This is a genomic window from Variovorax sp. TBS-050B (genome assembly GCF_029893635.1).
Lineage (GTDB): Bacteria > Pseudomonadota > Gammaproteobacteria > Burkholderiales > Burkholderiaceae_C > Variovorax.
The window spans coordinates 4,062,187-4,085,833 of sequence record NZ_JARXYR010000002.1; the positions used below are offsets into that span (position 1 = coordinate 4,062,187).

Sequence of the window (23,647 nt, forward strand, 5' to 3'; positions counted from 1 at the left end):
GTGCCTCCATGACCGTCACTCTTGGCCGGCGAACCAGTGTTCGCGGGCTTTCAAGATGAGGGCTTTGGCGTCATCGGCGCTGTGGCCGGTGATCTCGGTGAGTTCATCGACCGCGAGGTCGGCCAGGTCGTCACGGGTGTGCACACCCGCCTCGGCCAGCTTGGGAATCAGCTCGGGGTCCAGGCCTTCGAGGTCGCGCAGATTCTGCGAGACGGTCTCGACGCCCTCTTCCTTGGCGATTTCCATGGTCAGCAGCGCATCCTTGGCGCGCGAACGAAGCTCGTTGATGGTGTCTTCGTCGAAAGCCTCGATCTCCAGCATTTCGGAGATCGGCACGTAGGCCACTTCCTCGAGGCTGGTGAAGCCCTCGGAAATGAGGATGTCGGCGATTTCCTCGTCGACGTCGAGCTTTTCCATGAAGAGCCGGCGGCTGGCGTCGGTTTCGCTCGCCTGCTTCTGGGCCGACTCGTTGGCGTCCATGATGTTGATCTTCCAGCCCGTGAGCTCGGAAGCGAGGCGCACGTTCTGGCCGCCGCGGCCGATGGCGATCGCGAGGTTCTCCTCGTCGACCACCACGTCCATGGCGTGCTTCTCCTCGTCGACCACGATCGACGACACGTTGGCCGGCGCGAGCGCACCGATCACGAACTGGGCCGGGTCCTCGCTCCAGAGCACGATGTCGACGCGCTCGCCCGCGAGTTCGTTGGTCACGGCGTTCACGCGGGTGCCGCGCACGCCGACGCAGGTGCCGATCGGGTCGACCCGCTTGTCGTGCGAGAGCACGGCGATCTTGGCGCGCGAGCCGGGGTCGCGGGCGCAGCTCTTGATCTCGAGCAGGCCCTGCTCGATCTCGGGCACTTCCTGGCGGAACAGCTCGATCATGAACTCGGGCGCCGCGCGCGACAGGATGATCGGCGCGCCGCGCAGCGTCAGGTCGACCTCCATGATCATGGCGCGCACGCGGTCTCCGTTGCGCAGGTTTTCCTTGGCGATCATCTCGCTGCGGCGCAGGCGCCCTTCGACGCGGCCGGCCTCCACGATGATGTCGCCCTTGTCGAGGCGCTTGACGGTGCCGACGAAGATCTTGTCGCCGCGCGACATGAAGTCGTTGAGCAGCATCTCGCGCTCCGCATCGCGGATCTTCTGCAGGATGACCTGCTTGGCCGCCATCGCGCCGATCCGGCCGATCGGCACGGACTCGACCGCTTCCTCGATGTACTCGTCGACCTCGATGTCGGGCATTTCCTCGCGCGCCTCGAACAGCAGGATCTCCTGGTCGGGCAGCTGCAGGCCGGCCTCGTCGGGGACGACGTGCCAGCGGCGGAAGGTTTCATAGTCGCCGCTCTCGCGGTCGACCGAGACGCGGATGTCCACGTCGCCCTGGTGGAGCTTCTTGGTGGCTTGCGCCAGCGCGGATTCGACCGCGCCGAAGACCACGTCGCGCTCGACGTTCTTCTCGCGCGAGATCGCATCCACCAACATCAACATTTCGCGATTCATGCCACCACTCCTTCAGTCAGTCCGGAACGTTCGCCGTTCCGTCATCAATATCCGAAAAACCCGGCTGGGTTTTGTTGGCCCTGCGGCCCTTGAAATCCACGATCGGCGCGAGCCGCGCCTCGCGCAGCTCGTCCAGCGTGAAGCCGAGCGCATGCAGCGGTGCAGGCGCGCGCTTCTTGCTCACTTTTTGTCCTGGCTTGGGCTCGGGCGCATCGCTCCAGACGATCTGCCAGCCCGCGGCACCGTCGGCCGCCTCGACACGCTCGAGCGTGCCGCGAAACTTCTTGCGGTTGGCATTCACCTGCCCTGCCGCCGCGGCACCCATGGGCGCCTTGAGCGTGATGTCGATCACCTCGCCGACGAAACGCTCGAAATCCTGCGCATTGCGAAGCGGGCGGTCAATACCCGGCGAGGAAACCTCGAGCCGCTTGTAATCGACGCCGTCCACCTCGAGCGCGAACTGCAATTGCCGCGTGACCTTCTCGCAGTCCTCGACCGTCACGAAGGGTTCGGGCACGCCGGCCGCGGCAGCTTCGGAGGTGGGGGCTTTCCAGGGCAAATCAATCGTCACGCGCAGCAATCCCCCGGCCGAGCGTTCGATCTCGACCAGGTCGTAGCCGAGTCCGGCAACGGTTTGTTCCACTGTCTGCTGCAATGCCACGTGTTCGAAGACGCCTTGTAAAAATGCTTATGCGCGCCACCCGCCCGCCACGGGTGCCACGCATTGAAATTGGATAGACCAAAAAAAACGGGCGGTTGGTACCCGCCCGTTTGGTCGTGAGCCTCGAATTATATGCTATTCCCGAGATAAATGAAGGGGCAGCCGCGGCTCAAGATGCCTGCCGCACCCGGGATCTGGACCAGACCAGCGCGAACAGGGCCGCGCCGAGGGCCAGCGCCCCGGCCGCCACCAGCAGCGGCAGCTCGAAGGAGCCGGTGCGCTGGGCCAGCGGCGCCGCGAAAAGCGGCCCGATGATCTGCCCCACCCCGTAGGACGCCGTGGCGTAGCCGATCAGCCCCGCCGCGGCATTGCCGCGCAGGCGGCGGGCGTCCCGCATCGCGAAAAGCGTGATCGCGGTGAACGGCATGCCGAGCAGCAGGCTGCCGAGCGCGAAGCCCCCGATCGTCGGCCACGCCACCGACAGCACCACGCCGAGCGCCTGCAGCGCGTACGCCACCGCCAGCAGCAGCCGGTTGTCCCAGTGCATGGGCGCCCGTGCGCCGATCAGCGCGCCGGGAATGATCGCCAGGCCGAACAGCGGCCAGAAATAGTCCGGCCAGACCGAACCGGGCAGCGCCTGGCGCGCGATCACCGGCAGGAAGGTGGCGGTGATGATGTAGCCGAAGCCGGCCAGGCCGTAGAGCGCCACGAGCCAGATCGCATCGCTGCGCGCACTGTCGGAGGCCGTCGGACGCGGCGTCGCCGCGGGCGCGCCCCCCGCCGCACCGGCCGCGGGCGCCTCGCCGTCGTCGAAGATGCGCCAGATCACCGCCACCAGCACCGCCGCGAGCACGCCCAGGCCGATCCAGCCCGCTTCCGAGCCCCAGCGCCCCAGCGCGCCGCCCAGCAGGCCGGTCATCGCGATGCCGATGCCCGGGCCGGTGTAGATCACGCCGGCCAGCGCCGGGGAATGGGTTTCCGCCAGCCGCCGCAGTCCCCAGCCCGAGGCGAACACGAACACCCAGGCGCTCATCACCCCGGCCGCGGTGCGCAGCACGCCCCAGCTCGCGAAGCTGTGGAGCACCCCCATGCCGACCAGCAGCAGGGCCGTGGCGACGAGGCCGCCGCGCACCATGCGCTTGGCGGAGATGCCGATCGCGGCACAGCTGACGGCGCCGAGGAAGTAGCCGAGGTAGTTGAGCGAAGCGAGCAGCCCGCCGCCCGCGAGTTCGAGCTTGCCCTCGTGCAGCATGATCGGCAGCATGGGCGTGAACGCGAAGCGCCCCAGCCCCATGGCCACCGCCAAGGTCACCATGCAGGCCAGCGCCGCGCGCCAGGCACCGCGCCGTCCTTGTCCGTTCTGCGACATCTTTGGAGTTCTTCTTTTCTATTCCAGCAACGCGGCGGCCACCAGCTTGCGCGTGTAGGGATGCGCGGGCGCGTCGAGCACGCGTTCGACCGGCCCGGCTTCGAGGATGGCGCCGTCCTTCATCACGATGACCTGGTGCGCCATGGCCCGGATCACCTCGACGTCGTGCGTGATCAGCAGGTAGCTCAGTCCGCGTTCGCGCTGCAGGCGCTGGAGCAGACCGAGCACCTGTTTCTGGATCGTCACGTCGAGTGCGCTCGTGGGCTCGTCGAGCACCAGCAGCCGCGGGTCGACGATCAGCGCACGCGCGATCGCGAGCCGCTGGCGCTGCCCGCCCGAGAATTCGTGCGGATAGCGGTCGAGCAGCGCGGGAAACTGCGCCTCGCCGAGCCCCACGTCGGCCAGTGCCGCGAGCGCCCGTTCGCGGCGTTGCCGGCGGTCGAGCTCGGGGGCATGCACGCGCAGCCCCTCGCCGACGATCTGCTCGATCGTCATGCGCGGCGACAGCGAGGAGAACGGGTCCTGGAACACCACCTGCATCAGGCGGCGCAGCGCGAGGTCGGCGTTGCGGCCGGCCGCCCAGCCCCTGCCGTCGACCGCGAGCGCGCCCTGGTGCTTCAGAAGGCCGAGCGCCGCCAGCGCCAGCGTCGACTTGCCCGAGCCGGACTCGCCGACCACGCCGAGCGTCTCGCCGGGCGCGATGCGGAAGTCTGCGCCCTGCACCGCGACGAACTCGCCCTTGCGGAACCAGCCCGCCACGCCGGGCCGCGGCACCGGATAGCTCACGCGCAGGCCGGTGGCTTCGAGCAGCGGCCGCGCGCCAGCATCCGCCACGGGGGCGACCTGGCGCTCGGGATGGCTGTCGATCAGCTTGCGCGTGTAGGCATGCTGCGGCGCTTCGAAGACGGTTGCCACCGCGCCATGCTCGACGACGTGGCCGTTCTCCATCACGGCCACGCGGTCGGCGAAGCGGCGCACCAGGTTCAGGTCGTGCGTGATCAGCAGCACGGCCATGCCGTGGCGGCGCTGCAGATCGGCCAGCAGCTCGAGGATCTGGGCGCGCACGGTGACGTCGAGCGCGGTGGTCGGCTCGTCGGCCAGCAGCAGGCGCGGCTTGCAGGCCAGCGCCATGGCGATCATCGCGCGCTGCCGCTGCCCGCCCGAGAGCTGGTGCGGAAACGCCCTCGCCCGCCGCGCCGGCTCGGGAATGCCGGTGTCGGCGAGCAGTTGCACGGCGGCCTCCTGGGCGGCGCGCGGCGAGAGGCCTTCGTGCAGTTCGAGCACCTCGGCGATCTGGTCGCCCACGGTGTAGAGCGCGTTGAGCGCGGTCATCGGCTCCTGGAAGATCATCGCGATCTCCTTGCCGCGGATGCCGCGCAGCTCGCGTTCCGGCAGCGACAGCAGGTCGCGCGGCGTCGAGCCCGGCGATGCGCCCGACAGGATCGCGCTGCCGGCCAGTTCGGCGTTCTGCGCCAGCCGCAGCAGCGACAGCGCCGTGACCGTCTTGCCGGAACCCGACTCGCCCACGAGCGCCAGCTTCTCGCCGGGCGCGATGTTGAGATCGATGCCGTGCACCACCGCCTTGCCGCCGAAGGCAACGCGCAGGCCGCGCACCTCCAGCAGCGAGGGTTCACCGGTGCCGAGTAGAGGCGCCGTCATTTCTCGGCCTTTCGCGGATCGAGCGCATCGCGCAGCGCGTCGCCCATGAAGGTCAGCAGCATCAGCGTGACCACCAGCACGCCGAAGGTGGACAGCGAGATCCACCAGGCGTCGATGTTGGCCTTGCCCTGGCTCAGCAGTTCGCCGAGCGACGGCGTGCCGGGCGGCACGCCCAGCCCGAGGAAGTCGAGCGAGGTCAGCGCGAGGATCGCCGCGCTCATGCGGAACGGCAGGAAGGTCACGACCGGCACCATGCTGTTGGGCAGGATGTGGCGCCACATGATCTGCAGGTTGCCCACGCCGAGCGCGCGCGCGGCGCGCACGTAGTCCATCTGGCGGTTGCGCAGGAACTCGGCGCGCACGTAGTCGGACAAACCCATCCAGCCGAACAGGCTCAGCAGGATCAGCAGCAGCGCGACGCTCGGCGAGAAGATGGCGCTGAAGATGATGAGCAGGTACAGCTCGGGCATCGATCCCCAGATCTCGATGAAACGCTGGAACGCGAGGTCGGTCTTGCCGCCGAAGAAGCCCTGGATCGCGCCGGTCGCGATGCCCAGCACCACGCCGATGGCAGTGAGCGCGAGCGCGAACAGCACGCTCACGCGAAACCCGTAGATCAGCTGGGCCAGCAGGTCGCGCCCGCGGTCGTCGGTGCCGAAGAGGTTGTCGCGCGACGGTGCGGCCGGGTTCGGCAACTTGGCAAAGTAGTTGAGCGTCTGCGGGCCGTAGGGGTTGGGCGCGTAGAGCGCCCAGTTGTCGCCGCTGGTGATGCGCTGGCGGATGAAGGGGTCGAGGTAGTCGGCCGGCGTTTCGAAGTCGCCGCCGAAGGTCTTCTCCGGGTAGTCGCGCAGCACCGGGAAGTAGGTCTGCCCCTCGTAGCGCACCACGAGCGGCTTGTCGGTGGAGAGCACTTCGGCGAACAGGCTCAGCACCACCAGGATGGAGAACAGCACCAGGCTCCAGAAGCCCAGCGGATTGCGGCGGAACCGGCGCCAGGCGCGGCGGCCGGGGCTCAGCGAAACAGGCGGCGCATCAATCAAACTTCACCCTCGGGTCGACCCAGACGTAGCAGAGGTCGGAAATCAGCTTGGTCACGAGACCGATCAGCGTGAACAGGAACAGCGTGCCGAGCACCACCGGATAGTCGCGCCGGATCACGCTCTCGTAGCTCAGCAGGCCCAGCCCATCGAGCGAGAACAGCGTCTCGATCAGCAGCGATCCGGTGAAGAAGGCGCCGATGAAGGCGGCCGGAAAGCCCGTGATGATCGGGATCAGCGCATTGCGGAAGATGTGCTTCCAGAGCACCTGCCGCTCCGCGAGGCCCTTGGCGCGCGCGGTCAGCACGTACTGCTTGCGGATCTCCTCGAGGAAGGAGTTCTTCGTCAGCATGGCCGTGACCGCGAAGCTGCCGAGCACCATCGCGGTCACCGGCAAGGCGATGTGCCACAGGTAGTCGACGATCTTCGCGCCCCAGCTCAGCGTCTCCCAGTTCGGCGAGGTCAGGCCGCGCAGCGGAAACCACTGCAGCTGCCCGCCGAAGACCACGAGCAGCGCCACGCCGAGCACGAAACCCGGAATGGCATAGCCGATCAGCACGATCAGCGTGGTCACGAAGTCGAAGCGCGACCCCGCGCGCACCGCCTTCGCGACGCCGAGCGGCACCGCGATCAGGTAGCTGATGAAGAAGGTCCAGAGGCCCAGGCTGATCGACACCGGCAGCTTTTCCTTGACCAGGTCCCACACGGCCTTGCGCTGGTAGAAGCTCTGGCCGAGGTCGAGCCGGGCGAAGGACTGCAGCATCTGCCAGAAGCGCTCGTGCGCCGGCTTGTCGAAGCCATAGAGCTTCTTGATCTCCTCGATGCGCTGCGGATCCAGGCCCTGGCGGCCGCGATAGCCTGCACCGCCGGCCGCCGCGCGCTCGCCGCCCGAGTCGCGGCCCTGCAGCTGCGCGACCATCTGCTCGACCGGGCCGCCCGGCACGAACTGGATCACCGCGAAGGTGACCAGCAGCACGCCCAGAAGCGTCGGGATCATCAGCAGCAGGCGCTTGAGGATGTAGCTGGCCATTCGGAAGGATGCCTGTTCTTCACTTGTTGGCGGGCGAGGCCCACCAGGTCGAGAGCGCCCAGTCGCCGGCATCGTAGTACGGCGGGATGGTCGGCGGCAGCACCACGCCGGCCGGCCGATAGCCGATCAGGAACGCGTCGCCGTAGTACATCGGGATCGAATAGTGCCCGTGCGACAGCACGCGGTCGAGCACGCGCATCGCCGTGGCGAGCTCGGGCCGCGTGGTGGCCGCGACCACCTTGGCGATGATCGCGTCGACCGCCGGATCGGCGATGCCCCAGGAATTGGCCGATCCGTTCGTGCCCGCCGCCTTGGCGCCGAACAGCTCGAACAGCTCGCCGCCCGGCGCGGTGCTGCCCGGAATGCGCCGCGACGTCATGTCGAAGTCGTGGTTGTCCATGCGCTGCTGCGCGAGCGAGAAGTCGACGGTGCGAAAGCTCATCTCGATGCCGAGCTTCTTCAGCGCGCCCTGCAGCGGCGTGGCCACGCGGATCATCGAAGGCTGGTCGTTGAGGAACTCGATCGTGAACGGCTCGTTCTTCGCGTTGCGCAGTGCGCCGTCGCGGTAGGTCCAGCCTGCCTCGGCGAGCAGCGCCCTCGCCTGGCGCAGGTTGTCGCGCAGGCTGCCGGGCGGCTCGGTGCTCGCAGGCACGGCCGCGGGCCCGAACACCTCCGGCCGGAGCTTGTCGCGCAGCGGCTCCATCAGCGCGAGTTCGTCGGGCTTGGGCAGGCCTTCGGCATGGAACTCGCTGTTCGGGAAGTAGCCCTGCACGCGCTTGTAGATGCCGTAGAACAGCTGCCGGTTGAGCCATTCGAAATCCATCGCCAGGCCGATGGCGCGGCGCACGCGCACGTCCTTGAACTTGTCGCGGCGGGTATTGAAGATGTAGCCCTGGAAATCGCCGGGGTTCTGGTTCTCGAACGCACGCTTGACGATCTCGCCGCTGTCGAACTGCTTGCCCTTGTACTGGCGCGCCCAGTTGCGGGAGGTGAATTCGCGCATGAAGTCGAACTCGCCGGCTTTGAGGCCCTCGAAGCGCGCGGTCTCGTCCAGGTAGACCTTGTAGGCGACGCGGTCGAAATTGAAGAGGCCCCTGCGCACCGGCAGGTCGGCGCCCCAGTAGTCGGCGCGGCGCACGTAGGTGATGTCGCGGCCGAGCCGGTCGCTCGCCGGCCGGTAGGGACCGGAGGCGATCGGCACCTCGGTCACGACCTGGTCGAAGGGCTTGCCGGCGCCCCACTTGCGGCTGAACACCGCCATGCCGCCGACCACCAGCGGCAGCTCGCGATTCGGGCTCGAGAAGTCGAAGCGCACCGTGCGCTCGCCAAGCGCCGTCACCTTGCTGACTTCGGCGTAGATGGTCTTGAACTGCGGCGCCGCGAGCGGGCCCGTCAGGGTCTGGAACGAATGCACCACGTCGGCCGCCAGCACCGGCGAGCCGTCGTTGAACCGGGCCTTGGGATGGATGCGGAAGGTGGCCGAGCGACGGTCGGGCGCCACCTCCACGTCCTCGGCCAGCAGGCCGTAGACGGTGGTCGGCTCCTCCGAATTGCCCGTCATCAGGCTCTCGAACATCAGCGGTCCGATGCCCGAGGGCGCCGTGCCCTTGAGCGTGAACGGATTGAACTTGTCGAAGTTGGTGGGCCGCGTCGGCGGCACCAGCCTGAATTCGCCGCCCTTGGGCGCATCGGGGTTCACGTAGCCGAAATGGGTGAAGCCCGGCGGGTACTTGATGTCGCCGAATTGCGCGTAGGCATGGGCGGCCCACGAAGGAGCCGCCGAGAGCGCCAAGAAAAAGAGCAGCCAACCTCGCATGCGAGAATTCTGCCCAAGATTTTCAAGAGGCAGACCTATGGGCTTTCTTTCCGGCAAAAAACTGTTGATCACCGGCGTGCTGAGCAACCGCTCCATCGCCTACGGCATCGCCAAGGCGTGCCGCGACCAGGGGGCCGAACTGGCGTTCAGCTACGTGGGCGAGCGCTTCAAGGACCGCATCACCGAATTCGCGGCCGACTTCGGCTCCGAGCTCATCTTCGACTGCGACGTGGGCGACGATGCCCAGATCGCCAAGCTTTTTGCCGACCTCGCGCAGACCTGGCCGACCTTCGACGGTTTCGTGCACAGCATCGGCTTCGCGCCCCGCGAGGCCATCGCCGGCGACTTTCTCGACGGTCTCTCGCGCGAAGGCTTCCGCATCGCGCACGACATCAGCGCCTACAGCTTCCCGGCCATGGCCAAGGCGGCCCTGCCCTACCTCAACCCCAAGTCGGCACTGCTGACGCTCACCTACCTCGGTGCCGAGCGCGCATTGCCCAACTACAACACCATGGGGCTTGCCAAGGCCTCGCTCGAGGCGTCGGTGCGCTACACCGCCGCCGCGATCGGCCCGAAGGGCATGCGCGCGAACGGCATCAGCGCCGGCCCGATCAAGACGCTAGCCGCGAGCGGCATCAAGGACTTCGGCAAGATCCTCTCGGCCGTGGCCGATGCCTCGCCGATCCGCCGCAACGTGACCATCGAGGAAGTCGGCAACGTGGCCGCCTTCCTGCTGAGCGATCTGGCGAGCGGCGTGACGGCCGAGATCACCTACGTGGACGGCGGCTTCAGCCGCGTCGTCCCCGGCATGGCGGAATAAGGCGCAGCTTTCGCCGCTTCGCCGTACCGGAACGGATGGTCCCGATGGGTCGCGCCTTCGCGCTGACGCGACGCGCCCTGCTGTTCGCAGGCCTGGGCGCGCTGGCCCTGCGTCCGGCCGCAGCGCGCGAAGGCGCACCGGGCCTGATGCTCGCGGAGGTCTACAAGCCCGGCATGCCGCTGGCCGACTACTGGGTGAGCGAGAAATACGACGGCGTGCGGGGCTACTGGGACGGCCGGCGCCTCTGGACGCGCGGCGGCGAAGCGGTGGCTGCACCGGCATGGTTCACCGCGCCGCTGCCGAAGCAGCCGCTCGACGGCGAGCTCTGGGCCGGGCGCGGCCAGTTCGAACGCGCGGTCTCCACCGTCCGCAGCCAGGTGCCCAACGACACCGCGTGGCACGAGATCCGTTTCATGGTGTTCGACCTGCCGGCGCACGGCGGCGACTTCACCGCGCGGCTCGCGGCGCTGCGCAGGCTGCTGCCGATCACCGGGGCGCCCTGGGTGGTGCCGGTGCCGCAGGAGCGCGCAACCACCCATGCGGCGCTGCAGGCGCTGCTGGAGAAGACCGAGAAGATGGGCGGCGAAGGCCTCATGCTGCACCGGGGCGGCTCGATGTACCGCGCCGAGCGCAGCAACGACCTGCTCAAGGTCAAGAGCCATGACGATGCCGAGGCCCGCGTGGTCGGCCACGTCGCGGGCAAGGGCCGGCACGGCGGCCGGCTCGGCGCGCTGGTCGTCGAGACGCCCGACGGCAAGCGCTTCAGGCTCGGCAGCGGTTTGAGCGATGCCCAGCGTGAGAACCCGCCGCCCGTGGGTAGCTGGGTCACCTACCGCTACAACGGCGTCAACGCCAGCGGGCTGCCGCGCTTTGCGCGCTTCGTGCGGGTCCGCGCCGACGCACCCTCCTGAGGCGCGCGGCGCGGCTTCTTCGCGCCCTACTTCGACTTCGGCAGCGCCACGCAGTCCGCGTAGTAGCGCTTCTTGCCGGTCTCGTCGATGCGCGCGACGAGGCCGTGGATGTCCGTCTCGAAGCCCGGGCACTGCAGGTTGAACTCGCGCGAGAACTTCAGGTAGTCGACGATCTTGCGGTTGAACACCTCGCCCGGGATCAGCAGCGGGATGCCCGGCGGGTACGGCGTGATCAGGCTGGTGGTGATGCGGCCTTCGAGCTCGTCGATCTCCACGCGCTCGGTCTTGCGGTGCGCGATGTGGGCGTAGGCGTCGCTCGGCTTCATCGCCGGCGTGAGGTCGCTCAGGTACATCTCGGTCGTGAGCCGGGCGACGTCGTAGCGCGCGTAGAGCTGGTGGATGTGCTGACACAGGTCGCGCAGGCCCAGGCGCTCGTAGCCCGGATGCTGCTGGCAGAACTCGGGCAGGATGCGCCACATCGGCTGGTTGCGCGCATAGTCGTCCTTGAACTGCTGCAGCGCCGTGAGCAGCGTGTTCCAGCGGCCCTTAGTGATGCCGATGGTGAACATGATGAAGAAGCTGTAGAGGCCGGTCTTCTCCACGATCACGCCGTGCTCGGCGAGGAACTTGGTCACCACGCTGGCGGGAATCCCGGTCTCGGCGAAGTTGCCTTCGAGGTCGAGGCCGGGGGTCACGATCGTCGACTTGATCGGGTCGAGCATGTTGAAGCCGTCGGCCAGTTCGCCGAAGCCGTGCCAGTTACGCGAGGACTTCTTGCTCGGCTTGCCGTTCTTCTCGCCCTGCATGATCCAGTCCTCGGCGCGGCCGATGCCTTCGTCGACGAGCTTCTCGGGGCCCCAGACCTTGAACCACCATTCGTCCTTGCCGAACTCCTCCTCGACCTTGCGCATCGCGCGGCGGAAGTCGAGCGCTTCGAGGATGCTCTCCTCCACCAGCGCGGTGCCGCCGGGCGGCTCCATCATGGCGGCGGCCACGTCGCAGCTCGCAATGATCGCGTACTGCGGGCTCGTGGACGAGTGCATCAGGTAGGCCTCGTTGAACAGGTCGCGGTCGAGCGCGCGGTTCTGCGAGTCCTGCACCAGCACGTGGCTGGCCTGGCTGATGCCCGCGAGCAGCTTGTGCGTCGACTGCGTGGCGAACACCAGCGACTCCTTCGGCCGCACGCGGCGCTTGCCCATCGCGTGGTAGGCGCCGTAGAACGGATGGAAGGCCGCATGCGGCAGCCAGGCCTCGTCGAAGTGCAGCGTGTCGACGTAGCCGTCGAGCATGTTCTTGATGGTCTCGGTGTTGTAGATCACGCCGTCGTAGGTCGACTGCGTGAGCGTCATCACGCGCGGCTTGACCTTGTTCGGGTCCACGTCGGCCAGCAGCGGGTTGGCCTTGATCTTGGCCTTGATCGCGCTCTGCTCGAACTCGCTCTTCGGGATCGGGCCGATGATGCCGAAGTGGTTGCGCGTGGGCTTCATGAAGACGGGAATCGCGCCGGTCATGATGATCGCGTGCAGGATCGACTTGTGGCAGTTGCGGTCGACCACCACCACGTCGTCGGGCGCGACCGTGTGGTGCCACACCATCTTGTTGCTGGTGCTGGTGCCGTTGGTCACGAAGAAGCAGTGGTCGGCATTGAAGATGCGCGCCGCATTGCGCTCGCTGGCAGCCACCGGCCCGGTGTGGTCGAGCAGCTGCCCGAGCTCCTCGACCGCGTTGCAGACGTCGGCGCGCAGCATGTTCTCGCCGAAGAACTGGTGGAACATCTGGCCCACCGGGCTCTTGAGGAAGGCGACGCCGCCCGAATGGCCCGGGCAGTGCCAGGAGTAGGAGCCGTCTTCCGCGTAGTCGATCAGCGCCTTGAAGAACGGCGGCTGCACGCCTTCGAGGTAGCTCTTGGCCTCGCGGATGATGTGGCGCGCCACGAACTCGGGCGTGTCCTCGAACATGTGGATGAAGCCGTGCAGCTCGCGCAAGATGTCGTTCGGGATATGGCGCGAGGTCTTGGTTTCGCCGTAAATGTAGATCGGCACGTCGGCGTTCTTGCGCCGCACCTCGCCGATGAAGTTGCGCAGGCTCAGCACGGCCGGATCGAGGTCGGGACCGACGGAGAATTCCTCGTCGTCGATCGACAGGATGAAGGCGCTGGCGCGGCTCTGCTGCTGGGCGAACTGGCTCAGGTCGCCGTAGCTCGTGACGCCCAGCACCTCGAAGCCCTCCGTCTCGATGGCTTGCGCGAGCGCGCGAATGCCGAGCCCCGAAGTGTTTTCGGAGCGGAAGTCCTCGTCGATGATGACGATGGGGAAGCGAAATTTCATGAGCGGGGCTCCGGACAGGCAATGAGGCGCGAAGTGTACGGAATTCGGATGACGGGTTCCGTCGTCTTTTGACCCAGAATACCGTGCGTACAACAAAGAGGAGAAAGGACGACACATGGCAAATTCCACCATCTGGTGGCTGATCGCGGGCGCCGCGATCGTGCTGGAGCTGCTCTCGGGCACGGTCTACCTGCTGCTGCTCGCCGCGGGCTTCGCCGCGGCGGCGATTTCCGCGCATCTGGGCTTCGGCATGGTGGCGCAGTTGATCGTCGCGGCCGTGGTCGGCGTGGGCGCGGTGCTGGTCTGGTACGCGGTGCGGCGCCGGCGCCCGCCCGCACCGCCCACCGAAGCGAACCGCGACATCAACCTGGACATCGGCGAGACCCTCCACGTCGAGGCGTGGAACCCCGACGGCACGGCCACCGTGCGCTACCGCGGTGCGCAGTGGACCGTGATGCAGCGCGCCGGCCGTGAACCCACCCCCGGCGAGCACCGCGTGGTCGAGGTGGTCGGCAGCCGGCTCGTCGTCGACAAGACCTGAACAGCAATCAAGAGGAGAAACGCAACATGGAATTTTCAGTCCCCATCATCATCCTGATCATCGCGATCATCTTCATCAGCCAGTCGGTCAAGTTCGTGCCGCAGCAGAACGCCTGGGTGCGCGAGCGCCTGGGCAAGTACCACGGCACCATGACCCCGGGGCCCAACTTCCTGATCCCCTTCATCGACCGCGTGGCCTACAAGCACAGCCTGAAGGAAATCCCGCTCGACGTGCCGAGCCAGATCTGCATCACACGCGACAACACGCAGCTGCAGGTCGACGGCATCCTGTACTTCCAGGTGACCGATCCGATGCGCGCGAGCTACGGCTCGTCGAACTACATCGTGGCCGTGACGCAGCTCGCCCAGACCTCGCTGCGCAGCGTGATCGGCAAGCTGGAGCTCGACAAGACCTTCGAGGAGCGCGACGTGATCAATGCGCAGGTGGTCGCCGCCATCGACGAAGCGGCGCTCAACTGGGGCGTGAAGGTGCTGCGCTACGAGATCAAGGACCTGACGCCGCCGAAGGAGATCCTCCACGCGATGCAGCGCCAGATCACGGCCGAGCGCGAGAAGCGTGCGCTGATCGCGGCCTCGGAAGGCCGGCGCCAGGAGCAGATCAACATCGCCACCGGCGAGCGCGAGGCTTTCATCGCGCGCTCCGAAGGCGAGAAGCAGGCGCAGATCAACAACGCGCAGGGCGAAGCGGCTGCCATCACCGCCGTGGCTACCGCCACTGCCGACGCCATCGAGCGCGTGGCCGCCGCCATCCGCCAGCCCGGCGGCGAGCAGGCGGTGCAGCTCAAGGTGGCCGAGCGCGCGGTGGACGCCTACGGCAAGGTCGCGGCCGATTCCAAGACCACGCTGATCGTGCCGAGCAACATGACCGAGACCTCCGCCCTCATCGCCTCGGCGATGCGCATGATCCAGGTCGGCAAGCCGTCGAACCCGGCCTGATCGCGCCGCTTTCGACTGCTACAATCGAGGGCTCAGGAGCGGTGGATGAGCGGTTTAAGTCGCACGCCTGGAAAGCGTGTGAGGGTTAATAGCCCTCCGCGGGTTCGAATCCCGCCTGCTCCGCCAGAGAAGTCATGAATACGGGGCCTTGCGCCCCGTTTTTCTTTGGTCCGCCAGCAGCGCCGGCCGCGGCATCAAAGCGAGAATTCACACTTTTTACCTCCGGCGGCTGTACGACGGCGCGCCCTCGGCAGAAGCTTCCACCCCTCACGACTCCGGGCGGGGAAGCAATGATCCATCAGGTCATCCACAACGCGACCGTTACCTTGCAGCTGCCGTACTACCTGAGCGCCGATGCGGAAGTCGCGGCGCTGCGGGCTGCGGGCATTCCGGTCGACGAACTCGGCAACGCGACATCGGGCTACCTGTTCGTGCGCACCACGGGCCGCGCGGACCATCGGACCAACACCTTCCGCTGGTTCGCCGCGGGCATCGGACAGCGCTTCGCCCACGCCGCGGCGCCGCCGTCCATGGTGCGGGCCGAGGGGCGGGTCTCGCCTGTTTGAGGCCGGTCGATCGCCGGGGGGCCGGCTATTTTCGACGCCGTTGCGCTTCGACAACGGCACGCGCCCCTGCCACACGCAGACGTCTGGCGGTACCATCCAAAGGTCTTACTTTCTCGTCTGCAAAGGAACCCGGATGGCCGGACAACAACACACGCCGTCGCGCGGCGACACGTCGCTCGAACGGACACTGGAGAAGACCGAGGCGGTGGCAGCCGATGTTCAACGCGCTTCCGACAACCTGGCGGTCGTGAACACGGTGCTCGGGCAGGAACTGCCCGAAGAGATCCAGGTGGGCGAAGTGGCCCAGGCGATCGAGCACACCAGCCAGCTCGAGGAGAAGCTCGCGAAGTCCGCCGAGACGCTGGCCGAGGTCAACGCCGCACTGAGCGAGGAGATCGAGAAGCGCCTGGAAATCACCGCCCAGCGCGACGAGAGCCAGGCCGAGGCGAAGGAACTCAAGGCGCGGATCCGGTCCGGCGCCGCGGACTGAACGAGCGCCCGCCGCCCTGCTGGACGGAACGCCGCTCCTTATCCCTTCTCCTACGCAGCCAGCGCATCCGGCACGTTACGCTATTGGTTCTCAAGGCGAAACCACGGCATGGCCCTCATCACGTTCCTCGTCGAGGACAACAAGACCATCAGGGACAACCTGGTCCCCGCGCTCGAAGATCTGGTCGACGGTCAGGTCGTCGGCTTCGCCGAAACCGAATCCGATGCGCTCGCCTGGCTCGCCGCCCATCCCCACGACTGGCAACTGCTCATCGTCGACCTGTTCCTGAAGGAAGGCTCGGGCCTCGGCGTGCTCTCGGGCTGCCGGTCCCGCGGTCCCGGGCAGCGCGTGGTGGTGCTGAGCAACTACGTGACGGCCGACATCCGGGTGCGTTGCGAGGCCCTCGGTGCGGACGCGGTCTTCGACAAGTCGCGCGATCTCGACGCCTTCATCGACTACTGCAACACCGACCGCCCCTCGGGACATGCCGTACTGGCCTGAAGAAGCGCCATGTCCCCAAAGAAAAAGGGCCCGAAGGCCCTTTTCTCTTTGGCGCGCGCCCATGACGGCGCGCCGCGCATCGATCAGCGCACCACGGCGATCTGGGTGCGCACACCACCCTTGTACGTGAACAGGGTCAGTGCGCCGTTCTTGATGTCGCCCTTCTCGTCGAAGGCGATCGGGCCCGTCACGCCCTTGTACTGCACCTTGCCGACTTCGGGCAGGTACTTCTCGGGGTCGGCGGAACCGGCCTTGACCATGGCTTCGGCCAGCACGTTGACCGCGTCGTAGACGTACGGTGCATAGATCTGCACGTCGACGCCGTTCTTGGTCTTGAACTTGGCCTTGAAGTCCTCGAGCGGCTGCTTGAAGTCGCCGTCGACACCGCCGGCTTCGGCGCAGACCACCATCTCCTCGCCGATGGCGTCGCCCGCGAGCTTGGGCAGCTCGCCGGTGCACAGGCCGTCGCCGCCCATGAACTTGACGTTCAGGCCGAGCTGCTTGACCTGCTTGAGCATCGGGCCGCCCACGGCGTCCATGCCGCCGAAGAACAGCACGTCGGGCTTGGCCGACTTGAGCTTGGTCAGGATGGCGTTGAAGTCGGTCGACTTGTCGGTCGTGAATTCATGGCCGACGATCGTCGCGCCGGCGGCCTTGGCCGCCTTCTCGAATTCCTCGGCAACGCCCTGGCCGTAGGCCGTGCGGTCGTCGATCACGGCGATGTTCTTGCCCTTGAGGGTCTCGACGGCGTACTTGCCGAGCGTGCCGCCGAGCTGGGTGTCGTCGGCCACCACGCGGAAGGTGGTCTTGAAGCCCTGGCGGGTGTACTTCGGGTTCGTGGCCGAAGGCGAGATCTGGGGAATGCCCGCGTCGCTGTAGAGCTTGGAGGCGGGGATGGTGGTGCCGGAATTCAGGTGGCCCACCACGCCGTTGACCTTGCTGTCGACCAGCTTCTGCGCAACGGCGGTGCCCTGCTTCGGATCGCCGGCGTCGTCTTCGGGCACCAGTTCGAACTTGGCCACCTTGTCGCCGATCTTCAGGTTCTTGGCGTTCAGGTCTTCGATCGCCATCTTGGCGCCGAACTCGTTGTCCTTGCCGAGGTGCGCAATGGGACCGCTGGTCGGTGCCACGTGGCCGATCTTCACGACCAGAGCGTCGGCCGGAGGTGCAGCGGGTGCCGGGGCTGCCGCGCTGGGCGCCGGGGCAGCAGCGGGCGCTGCGGCTTCTTCTTTCTTGCCGCAAGCCACCAGCGTGATTGCAGCCAGTGCGACTGCAGTCCATTTCAATTGCATGAGAACCTCCAGAACATGGATAGAAAAAACGAAAAACCGGTCGTGTGATCCGGGCGCGCAGACCTCGCAAGTTTCGCGCCGCAGACCAGCGGCACCCTCACGCCTTCCGACCTGGCGCGCAGTTTAGCCCAAGCCTTACACCTGTTAAGTTGGCGTAGACCCTGGGTTTTCCGAGAGCTCGGCGGCCATCGCCTCGATGACCAGCGCGCGCAGCACGGCCTCGATTTCCTCGCGCAACCGGGGCACCATCGCGTCGAGCTGCTGCTGCACCGCGGCCGACACGGTGTCGCTCAGACGCTCCTCGAGCGAGAGGTCCACGCGCTGCAGCAACCCGGTGCAGCAACTGCTCCTCGAGGCGCACGATGTCGGCCTCGGGGCGCTGCGCGGCCGGCGGCAGCGCCACCGCCTGTGCGGGGTCGATCGGCGGTGCCGTTGCGGCCGATTTGGCGCCGTCGGTCGCGGGCTCGGAAGGCAGGTCGAGCACCGTGGTGAGCGTGGGAACGAACCGGGGCGGCGTGCGCAGCGTGCTGGCCATCAGGAGGCGCTCCTTGCAAAGTCGTGCGGCTGTATCGAATAGCCGCGATCGGCATAGTGGCGCCAGCGCGAGCGGCCGATCTGACGGTCCTCGGGCTCGCTGCTCACGATGTCGATCAGCCGCTCGAAGCGCTCGAAGCCCGCCGGCACCGCGGGCCCGAGATTCACGAGCATCTCGCGGTGCGGCAGCGCAGCGGCCTCCGCGTCGCCGGCGCAAAGCACGACCGGCGAGCGGCTCAGCAGATGGGGCGGCGCATCGGCGCGGCAATGCGCGACGAAATCGCAGGGCGAGAGCTGCCAGAGCGCGGCATCGATGGCGTCGAGCATCTGCGGCTCGCCGACGACCACCACGCGCAGGCCGCGGGCGTTCACGGCCTTGCGCACCAGGCGGCAGGCGTAGCCGGCCTTGTCCGGCGTGTTGAAGTGGAAGCCGATTTCGGTCACTGGACGGAGCGGGCCTTTCGCGCGGCGGCGCTGCTGCCGGTCTTGCGCGCGCTCTTGCTGGGCGACGGCGCCGCGGCCGACGTGCCGCGCGCGCGCGCCATGAGGTAGTTGACCAGCAGGCCCACCGGCCGGCCGGTCGCGCCCTTGGCCGCCCCGCTCTTCCACGCGGTGCCCGCGATGTCGAGGTGCGCCCAGGCGAAGTCGCCCGCGAAGCGCTGCAGGAACTTGGCCGCGGTGATCGCACCGCCGGCGCGGCCCGCGACGTTCGCGACGTCGGCGAAATTGCTCTTCAGGCCCTCGGCGTATTCGTCGTCGAGCGGCAGGCGCCAGCAGCGGTCCTGCGACGCCTCGCCGGCCGCCTGCAGCGCCGCGGCGAGCGCATCGTCGCTCGTGAACAGGCCGCTGCGCACGCCGCCCAGCGCGACCACGCAGGCGCCCGTGAGCGTGGCGATGTCGATCACCGCGGCCGGCTCGTAGCGCTTGGCATAGGTGAGCGCGTCGCAGAGGATCAGGCGCCCCTCGGCGTCGGTGTTGAGCACTTCGATGGTCTGCCCGCTCATGCTGGTGACCACGTCGCCGGGCTTGAGGGCCCGGCCGTCGTTCATGTTCTCGCAGGCGGGCACCAGGCCCACCACGTTGATGGCCGGCTGGATCTCGCCCAGCGCGCGGAAGGTGCCGAGCACGCTGGCCGCACCGCACATGTCGAACTTCATCTCGTCCATCTCGGCCGCGGGCTTGAGCGAGACGCCGCCGGTGTCGAAGGTGATGCCCTTGCCGACCAGCACCACCGGCGCCTGGTCCTTCGGGCCGCCCTGGTAGCGCAGCACGATGAAGCGCAGCGGCTCGGCCGAACCCTGCGCAACGGCGGCGAAGGAGCCCATGCCGAGCTTCTGCACGTCCTTCGGACCGAGCACCTCGCACTTGATGCGCGGCAGCCGGCCCAGTTCCTTGGCCGCGTCGGCCAGCAGCGTGGGCGTGCAGTGATTGCCGGGGCGGTTGCCCCATTCCTTGGCCAGCTCGATGCCCGACACGGTGGCGCGCGCCTCGCCGAAGGCCTGGGTCACGGCCGCCGCGTCCGCCACGCCGAGCACCAGTTGCCGGATGCTGCGGCCGCCCTCGCCGTTCGAGGCCTTCGACTTGGTGGTGGTGTAGACGTAGCTCGCATCCGCCGCGGCGGCCACGGCGCTCGCGACGGCGGCGCCATCGGCCTCGTGGGCGAACACCATCACCACCCGCTTGGGTCCCTGCGCCTTGGCTGCATTGACCGCCGCGAGCACGCCGGTGCGCACCGACTCGGGCTTGCCGTCGCCGATCGCCGCGAGCACCACGCGCGAGGCCGCGACCTCGTCGGGATGGTAGAGCGCGAGCAGCTTGCCGGCCTTGTCGGGCAGGTCGCCGGCCTTGCGGGCGCTGGCGATCCGTGCGGAGAGGGGGTCCTTGGCGCCGATCGGCGCGCTGCCGACCAGCACGATCAGGACGTCGGATTTTTCGGCCGCGGCGCGGGCGACGGTGAGGGTCTTGAGCTGAAAGTCCATAATCCTTTTTTTCCTCGAACGATGTTATTCCATTCTTCCCTACGCAAGGAGCTGTCGCGCAGCTTCGGAGCGACCCTCGTGGTCCTGGTCACCATCGTGATGACCATGATGCTCATCCGCACGCTCGGGCTGGCCTCCAAGGGCAGCGTGAACCCGTCGGAAGTGTTCCTGGTGATGGCGTACACGGTGCTCGGCTACATGCCGACCATCCTGAGCCTGAGCCTGTTCGTGGCGATCGTCGGCACGCTCTCGCGCATGTACCGCGACAGCGAGATGGTGATCTGGTTCTCCAGCGGCCGCGGCCTGGCCGACTTCGTCCAGCCCCTGTTCCGCTTCGCCTGGCCGGTGCTGGTGCTGATCGCGGTCATGGCGCTGGTGGGCTGGCCCTGGGCCAATTCGCAGACCATCGGCATGCGCAGCCAGTACGAGCGGCGCAGCGACATCGAGCGCGTGTCGCCCGGTGAATTCCGCGAATCGTCCGGCCGCATGCGGGTGTTCTTCATCGACAAGGACACGCCCGACAACGCCACCGCGACCAACGTGTTCATCTGGTCCATCGAGCGCGGGCTGCAGATCACGACCTCCGCGCGCAGCGGCCGCATCGAGGACATCGGCAACAACCGCTACCTGATGCTCAGCAACGGCCAGCGGCTCGAGCGTCCGCTGCTGCCCACCTCGGGCCTGAAGATCAGCGAGTTCGAGACCTACGGCACCCGCGCCGGCGGCAACACCGACTTCACCGCCGACAACACGCCGGCACGTGCCAAGCCCACGCTGCAGCTGCTGCGCGAGCCGGGCAACGCGAGCCGGGGCGAGCTGGCCTGGCGCGTGGGCATGCTGTTTGCGGCGATCAACTTCGTGCTGCTGGCGCTCACCGTGTCGAGCGTGAATCCGCGGGTGGGCCGCAGCGGCAACCTGCTCTTCGCGCTGTTCGCCTTCGTCGTCTACTACAACATGCTCAACCTCGGGCAGAGCTGGATCAGCGCCGGGCGCTACGGCATGGGCTCGTTCATGCTGCTGCTGCACGGCGGCGTCATGCTGGTGGCGCTGGCGTGGCTGGGGCTGCGCAACAACAACTGGGGCCGGCGCCGCAAGACCGAGCGCGTGATGGCCGGCGGCCTGCCGTCCCAGCCACAGAAAATCGACCCGACCTCGTGAAAACCATCCGCCGCCTGATCTACGTCGAGGCCCTGAAAGCCGTGGCTTTCGTGACCCTCGGCTTCCTGAGCCTGTTCTTCTTCTTCGACTTCGTCGACGAGCTGCAGTCGATCGGCCGCCCCGAAAGCCTGGCCTACGGCCCCGGACAGGCGCTGATCTACGTGACGCTGCTGATCCCGAGCCATCTCTACGAACTGCTGCCGATCGCCGTGCTCATCGGCTGCATCTTCGTGATGGCGCGGCTCGCACAGAGCTCGGAATACACCATCCTGCGAACCAGCGGGCTCGGCCCCTGGCGCGCGCTGCGCACCCTGCTGCTGCTGGGCCTGGGCTTCGTCGTGCTGACCTTCGCCGTGGGCGACTACATCGCGCCCGCGTCCGAGCGCACCGGGCAGTTGCTCAAGTCGCGCTACCAGGGCACCTATTCCTTCGTGGGCAACACCGGCGCATGGCTCAAGGAGAAGCGCGACAACGTCTCCTATGCGGTCAACGTGCTGTCGATCGCGCGCGACGGCGCGCTCAAGAACGCGCGCATCTTCGAGTTCGACGCCAACGGCTACGTGCGCAAGCAGCTCGTGGCGTCCTCGGCGCGCATCGAGGACGACCACTGGACGCTGTCGGACGTCGAGACGCAGGAGTACGACACCCGCAACGCCGACAAGGCGCGCATCGTGACCACCAAGGTGTCGCAGCTCGACTGGCCCACCACGCTCACGGCCGAAATGGTGTCGGTGGCGCTGCTGCGGCCCGACCGCATGGGCACCATCGACCTGTTCGACTACATCCGCCACCTCGACGCCAACGGCCAGACCGCGCAGCGCTACGAGATCCAGTTCTGGCGCAAGGTCTTCTATCCGCTCTCGTGCCTGGTGATGGTGGTGCTCGCCCTGCCCTTCGCCTACCTGCACTTCCGCCAGGCCGGCATCACTACCTACGTGTTCGGCGGCGTGATGATCGGCATCAGCTTCTTCCTGCTGAACAACGTGTTCGGCTACCTCGGCAACCTGAGCAACTGGTCGCCGATGCTCACGGCGGCGGCGCCGGGGCTCATCTATTCGGTGATGTCGCTGGCCGCGTTCAGCTGGCTGGTGCTTCGAAGGTAGCGGCGCGGTGGCCACCACGCACAACGCCAGGGGCATCGTGCTGCTCGCGCACGGCTCGCGCGACGCGCGCTGGCGCGAGCCGATCGAGGCGGTGGCCGCGCGCGTCACGGCGCTCGATCCGCAGGCCCGCGTGACCTGCGCCTACATGGAGCTCGCCGCGCCCGACCTGCGCACCGCGGCCGGCGCACTCGTCGCGAGCGGCGCCCGGCGGCTGCGCATCGTGCCGCTCTTCCTCGGCATGGGCAAGCATGCGCGCGAAGACCTCCCGCTGCAGGTCGAGGCGCTGCAGCAAGCCTGGCCCGACGTGGACTTCGAACTCGCCGACATCGTCGGGGAATCGCCCGAGCTGGTCGATCTGCTCGCCAGAATTGCAAGCAAACCTTGAACTTCAAGCGATTTCAATAGACTTCAAAGGCATAATAAATTCCGCAATAAGACGGAATTTGATATGAATCTGCACCAGTTCAAGTTTGTCCAGGAAGCCGTGCGCCGCAACCTGAACCTGACCGAGGCCGCCAAGGCGCTCCACACCTCGCAGCCGGGCGTCTCCAAGGCCATCATCGAACTCGAGGAAGAACTCGGCGTCGAGATCTTCGCCCGCCACGGCAAGCGCCTGAAACGGATCACCGAGCCGGGCCAGCACGTGATCGCGAGCATCGAACTGATCATGCGCGAGGTCGGCAACCTCAAGCGCATCGGCGAGCAGTTCAGCGCACAGGACAGCGGCACGCTTTCGATCGCCACCACCCACACGCAGGCGCGCTACGTGCTGCCGGTGCCGGTGGCGAAGCTGCGCGAGGCCTATCCGAAGGTCAACGTGAGCCTGCACCAAGGCTCGCCCGACCAGGTGGCGCGCATGGTGATCGACGAGGTGGCGGAGGTCGGCATCGCGACCGAGTCGCTCTCGGACTATGCCGAGCTCGTCACCCTCCCCTGCTACGAATGGCAGCACGTGCTGGTGCTGCCCAAGGACCATCCGCTGGCCGCCAAGGAGCGCATCTCGCTCGAGGACCTGGCGCTCGAACCGATCATCACCTACCACCCGTCGTTCACCGGACGCACGCGCATCGACCATGCGTTCGCGCAGAAGAAGCTCACGCCGCGCATCGCGCTCGAAGCCATCGACTCCGACGTGATCAAGACCTACGTGCGCCTGGGGCTCGGCGTGGGCATCGTGGCCGAGATGGCGGTGCGCGACGAATCGAACGCCGACCTCGTGGTGCGTCCCATGGGCCACGTGTTCGGACAGAACATCGCGCGCGTCGCCTTCAAGCGCAGCGCCTACCTGCGCAACTTCGTGTTCAAGTTCGCCGAGCTGCTGTCCGACCGCCTCGACCGCAACCTGATCGCGAAAGCCCTGAGCGGCCACCAGCAGGACTACGAGCTTTGATCCCGAC

At 67.4% G+C, this 23,647-nt stretch carries 23 protein-coding genes and 1 tRNA gene; 12 read left to right on the top strand and 12 right to left on the bottom strand.

Translation table 11 applies throughout. The features are described from left to right. Positions 1-15: 15 nt before the first annotated feature. The 7 genes from nusA to M2165_RS21815 form a co-directional block, all read right to left on the bottom strand. Positions 16-1,500, bottom strand: a complete 1,485-nt coding sequence (gene nusA, locus M2165_RS21785) for a transcription termination factor NusA (protein WP_280816667.1) — start codon at positions 1,498-1,500, stop codon at positions 16-18. A gap of 16 nt (positions 1,501-1,516) precedes the next feature. Further along, a complete protein-coding gene (rimP, locus tag M2165_RS21790) occupies positions 1,517-2,161 on the bottom strand; it encodes a ribosome maturation factor RimP (RefSeq protein WP_280816668.1) in 645 nt (214 codons plus the stop codon). A gap of 169 nt (positions 2,162-2,330) precedes the next feature. Next, complete coding sequence (locus tag M2165_RS21795; RefSeq protein ID WP_280816669.1) at positions 2,331-3,530, bottom strand: YbfB/YjiJ family MFS transporter; 1,200 nt, start codon at positions 3,528-3,530, stop codon at positions 2,331-2,333. Between the two features lie 18 nt (positions 3,531-3,548). Further along, a complete protein-coding gene (locus M2165_RS21800; protein ID WP_280816670.1) occupies positions 3,549-5,189 on the bottom strand; it encodes a dipeptide ABC transporter ATP-binding protein in 1,641 nt (546 codons plus the stop codon). After that, a complete protein-coding gene (locus M2165_RS21805) occupies positions 5,186-6,229 on the bottom strand; it encodes an ABC transporter permease (RefSeq protein ID WP_280816671.1) in 1,044 nt (347 codons plus the stop codon). The genes M2165_RS21800 and M2165_RS21805 overlap by 4 nt, the downstream gene beginning before the upstream one ends. Continuing rightward, on the bottom strand, positions 6,222-7,256 hold the full coding sequence (gene yejB, locus M2165_RS21810) for a microcin C ABC transporter permease YejB (RefSeq protein ID WP_280816672.1): 1,035 nt from the start codon (positions 7,254-7,256) through the stop codon (positions 6,222-6,224). Before yejB ends, M2165_RS21805 begins: the two co-directional genes overlap by 8 nt. A 19-nt stretch (positions 7,257-7,275) precedes the next feature. After that, a complete protein-coding gene (locus tag M2165_RS21815) occupies positions 7,276-9,072 on the bottom strand; it encodes an extracellular solute-binding protein (protein ID WP_280816673.1) in 1,797 nt (598 codons plus the stop codon). A 37-nt stretch (positions 9,073-9,109) separates the two neighbouring features. Here M2165_RS21815 and fabI point away from each other — a divergent pair, with 37 nt between their 5' ends. Together fabI and M2165_RS21825 are read left to right on the top strand one after the other, a co-directional pair. Then, a complete protein-coding gene (gene fabI, locus M2165_RS21820; RefSeq protein WP_280816674.1) occupies positions 9,110-9,892 on the top strand; it encodes an enoyl-ACP reductase FabI in 783 nt (260 codons plus the stop codon). 44 nt (positions 9,893-9,936) lie between these two features. Continuing rightward, the gene (locus tag M2165_RS21825) at positions 9,937-10,803 is read left to right on the top strand and encodes a DNA ligase (protein WP_280816675.1); all 867 of its coding nucleotides are present in this window, start codon (positions 9,937-9,939) and stop codon (positions 10,801-10,803) included. A gap of 26 nt (positions 10,804-10,829) precedes the next feature. On the opposite strand, the gene M2165_RS21830 is transcribed toward M2165_RS21825, so the two are convergent. Then, positions 10,830-13,130 (bottom strand): arginine/lysine/ornithine decarboxylase, encoded by a 2,301-nt coding sequence (locus tag M2165_RS21830; protein ID WP_280816676.1) that lies wholly within the window; start codon positions 13,128-13,130, stop codon positions 10,830-10,832. 115 nt (positions 13,131-13,245) lie between these two features. On the opposite strand from M2165_RS21830, the gene M2165_RS21835 reads away from it, so the two are divergent. The 6 genes from M2165_RS21835 (at position 13,246) to M2165_RS21860 (ending at position 16,184) form a co-directional block, all read left to right on the top strand. Further along, entirely contained in the window at positions 13,246-13,671 is a 426-nt protein-coding gene (locus M2165_RS21835; RefSeq protein WP_280816677.1) for an NfeD family protein, read from the top strand. A 26-nt stretch (positions 13,672-13,697) separates the two neighbouring features. Next, positions 13,698-14,627 carry a stomatin-like protein gene (locus tag M2165_RS21840; protein WP_280816678.1) on the top strand — a complete coding sequence of 310 codons (930 nt, stop codon included), beginning with the start codon at positions 13,698-13,700 and terminating at the stop codon, positions 14,625-14,627. A 35-nt stretch (positions 14,628-14,662) separates the two neighbouring features. After that, positions 14,663-14,753: transfer RNA gene (locus tag M2165_RS21845), tRNA-Ser, on the top strand. 164 nt (positions 14,754-14,917) lie between these two features. Further along, positions 14,918-15,193, top strand: coding sequence for a hypothetical protein (locus M2165_RS21850; RefSeq protein ID WP_280816679.1), 276 nt, complete (start codon positions 14,918-14,920; stop codon positions 15,191-15,193). A gap of 133 nt (positions 15,194-15,326) precedes the next feature. Continuing rightward, on the top strand, positions 15,327-15,683 hold the full coding sequence (locus M2165_RS21855; protein ID WP_280816680.1) for a hypothetical protein: 357 nt from the start codon (positions 15,327-15,329) through the stop codon (positions 15,681-15,683). Positions 15,684-15,791: 108 nt separating this feature from the next. After that, entirely contained in the window at positions 15,792-16,184 is a 393-nt protein-coding gene (locus tag M2165_RS21860; protein ID WP_280816681.1) for a response regulator, read from the top strand. A gap of 83 nt (positions 16,185-16,267) precedes the next feature. Here M2165_RS21860 and M2165_RS21865 read toward each other — a convergent pair whose 3' ends face one another. The 4 genes from M2165_RS21865 to M2165_RS21880 form a co-directional block, all read right to left on the bottom strand. After that, complete coding sequence (locus M2165_RS21865) at positions 16,268-17,476, bottom strand: branched-chain amino acid ABC transporter substrate-binding protein (protein WP_280816682.1); 1,209 nt, start codon at positions 17,474-17,476, stop codon at positions 16,268-16,270. 144 nt (positions 17,477-17,620) lie between these two features. Further along, positions 17,621-17,806 (bottom strand): hypothetical protein, encoded by a 186-nt coding sequence (locus tag M2165_RS21870; RefSeq protein WP_280816683.1) that lies wholly within the window; start codon positions 17,804-17,806, stop codon positions 17,621-17,623. Positions 17,807-18,010: 204 nt separating this feature from the next. After that, positions 18,011-18,454, bottom strand: coding sequence for a DNA polymerase III subunit chi (locus M2165_RS21875; protein WP_280816684.1), 444 nt, complete (start codon positions 18,452-18,454; stop codon positions 18,011-18,013). Beyond that, positions 18,451-19,989 carry a leucyl aminopeptidase gene (locus M2165_RS21880; protein ID WP_280816685.1) on the bottom strand — a complete coding sequence of 513 codons (1,539 nt, stop codon included), beginning with the start codon at positions 19,987-19,989 and terminating at the stop codon, positions 18,451-18,453. The genes M2165_RS21875 and M2165_RS21880 overlap by 4 nt, the downstream gene beginning before the upstream one ends. A gap of 21 nt (positions 19,990-20,010) precedes the next feature. On the opposite strand from M2165_RS21880, the gene lptF reads away from it, so the two are divergent. The 4 genes from lptF (at position 20,011) to M2165_RS21900 (ending at position 23,640) form a co-directional block, all read left to right on the top strand. Beyond that, positions 20,011-21,147 carry an LPS export ABC transporter permease LptF gene (gene lptF / locus M2165_RS21885; protein WP_280816686.1) on the top strand — a complete coding sequence of 379 codons (1,137 nt, stop codon included), beginning with the start codon at positions 20,011-20,013 and terminating at the stop codon, positions 21,145-21,147. Beyond that, positions 21,144-22,250 (top strand): LPS export ABC transporter permease LptG, encoded by a 1,107-nt coding sequence (gene lptG / locus M2165_RS21890; RefSeq protein ID WP_280816687.1) that lies wholly within the window; start codon positions 21,144-21,146, stop codon positions 22,248-22,250. The genes lptF and lptG overlap by 4 nt, the downstream gene beginning before the upstream one ends. A 7-nt stretch (positions 22,251-22,257) precedes the next feature. After that, a complete protein-coding gene (locus M2165_RS21895) occupies positions 22,258-22,635 on the top strand; it encodes a CbiX/SirB N-terminal domain-containing protein (protein WP_280816688.1) in 378 nt (125 codons plus the stop codon). Between the two features lie 63 nt (positions 22,636-22,698). Continuing rightward, a complete protein-coding gene (locus tag M2165_RS21900; protein ID WP_280816689.1) occupies positions 22,699-23,640 on the top strand; it encodes a CysB family HTH-type transcriptional regulator in 942 nt (313 codons plus the stop codon). The last annotated feature ends 7 nt before the right edge of the window (positions 23,641-23,647 follow it).

Coding starts and splice junctions, on each gene's coding strand:
- M2165_RS21840 (WP_280816678.1), top strand. CDS start 13,698: ATGGAATTTTCAGTCCCCATCATCATCCTGATCATCGCGATCATCTTC.
- M2165_RS21815 (WP_280816673.1), bottom strand. CDS start 9,072: ATGCGAGGTTGGCTGCTCTTTTTCTTGGCGCTCTCGGCGGCTCCTTCG.
- lptF (WP_280816686.1), top strand. CDS start 20,011: ATGTTATTCCATTCTTCCCTACGCAAGGAGCTGTCGCGCAGCTTCGGA.
- M2165_RS21850 (WP_280816679.1), top strand. CDS start 14,918: ATGATCCATCAGGTCATCCACAACGCGACCGTTACCTTGCAGCTGCCG.
- M2165_RS21830 (WP_280816676.1), bottom strand. CDS start 13,130: ATGAAATTTCGCTTCCCCATCGTCATCATCGACGAGGACTTCCGCTCC.
- M2165_RS21825 (WP_280816675.1), top strand. CDS start 9,937: ATGGGTCGCGCCTTCGCGCTGACGCGACGCGCCCTGCTGTTCGCAGGC.
- M2165_RS21880 (WP_280816685.1), bottom strand. CDS start 19,989: ATGGACTTTCAGCTCAAGACCCTCACCGTCGCCCGCGCCGCGGCCGAA.
- yejB (WP_280816672.1), bottom strand. CDS start 7,256: ATGGCCAGCTACATCCTCAAGCGCCTGCTGCTGATGATCCCGACGCTT.
- M2165_RS21900 (WP_280816689.1), top strand. CDS start 22,699: ATGAATCTGCACCAGTTCAAGTTTGTCCAGGAAGCCGTGCGCCGCAAC.
- M2165_RS21855 (WP_280816680.1), top strand. CDS start 15,327: ATGGCCGGACAACAACACACGCCGTCGCGCGGCGACACGTCGCTCGAA.
- M2165_RS21795 (WP_280816669.1), bottom strand. CDS start 3,530: ATGTCGCAGAACGGACAAGGACGGCGCGGTGCCTGGCGCGCGGCGCTG.
- nusA (WP_280816667.1), bottom strand. CDS start 1,500: ATGAATCGCGAAATGTTGATGTTGGTGGATGCGATCTCGCGCGAGAAG.
- fabI (WP_280816674.1), top strand. CDS start 9,110: ATGGGCTTTCTTTCCGGCAAAAAACTGTTGATCACCGGCGTGCTGAGC.
- M2165_RS21800 (WP_280816670.1), bottom strand. CDS start 5,189: ATGACGGCGCCTCTACTCGGCACCGGTGAACCCTCGCTGCTGGAGGTG.
- M2165_RS21860 (WP_280816681.1), top strand. CDS start 15,792: ATGGCCCTCATCACGTTCCTCGTCGAGGACAACAAGACCATCAGGGAC.
- M2165_RS21865 (WP_280816682.1), bottom strand. CDS start 17,476: ATGCAATTGAAATGGACTGCAGTCGCACTGGCTGCAATCACGCTGGTG.
- M2165_RS21835 (WP_280816677.1), top strand. CDS start 13,246: ATGGCAAATTCCACCATCTGGTGGCTGATCGCGGGCGCCGCGATCGTG.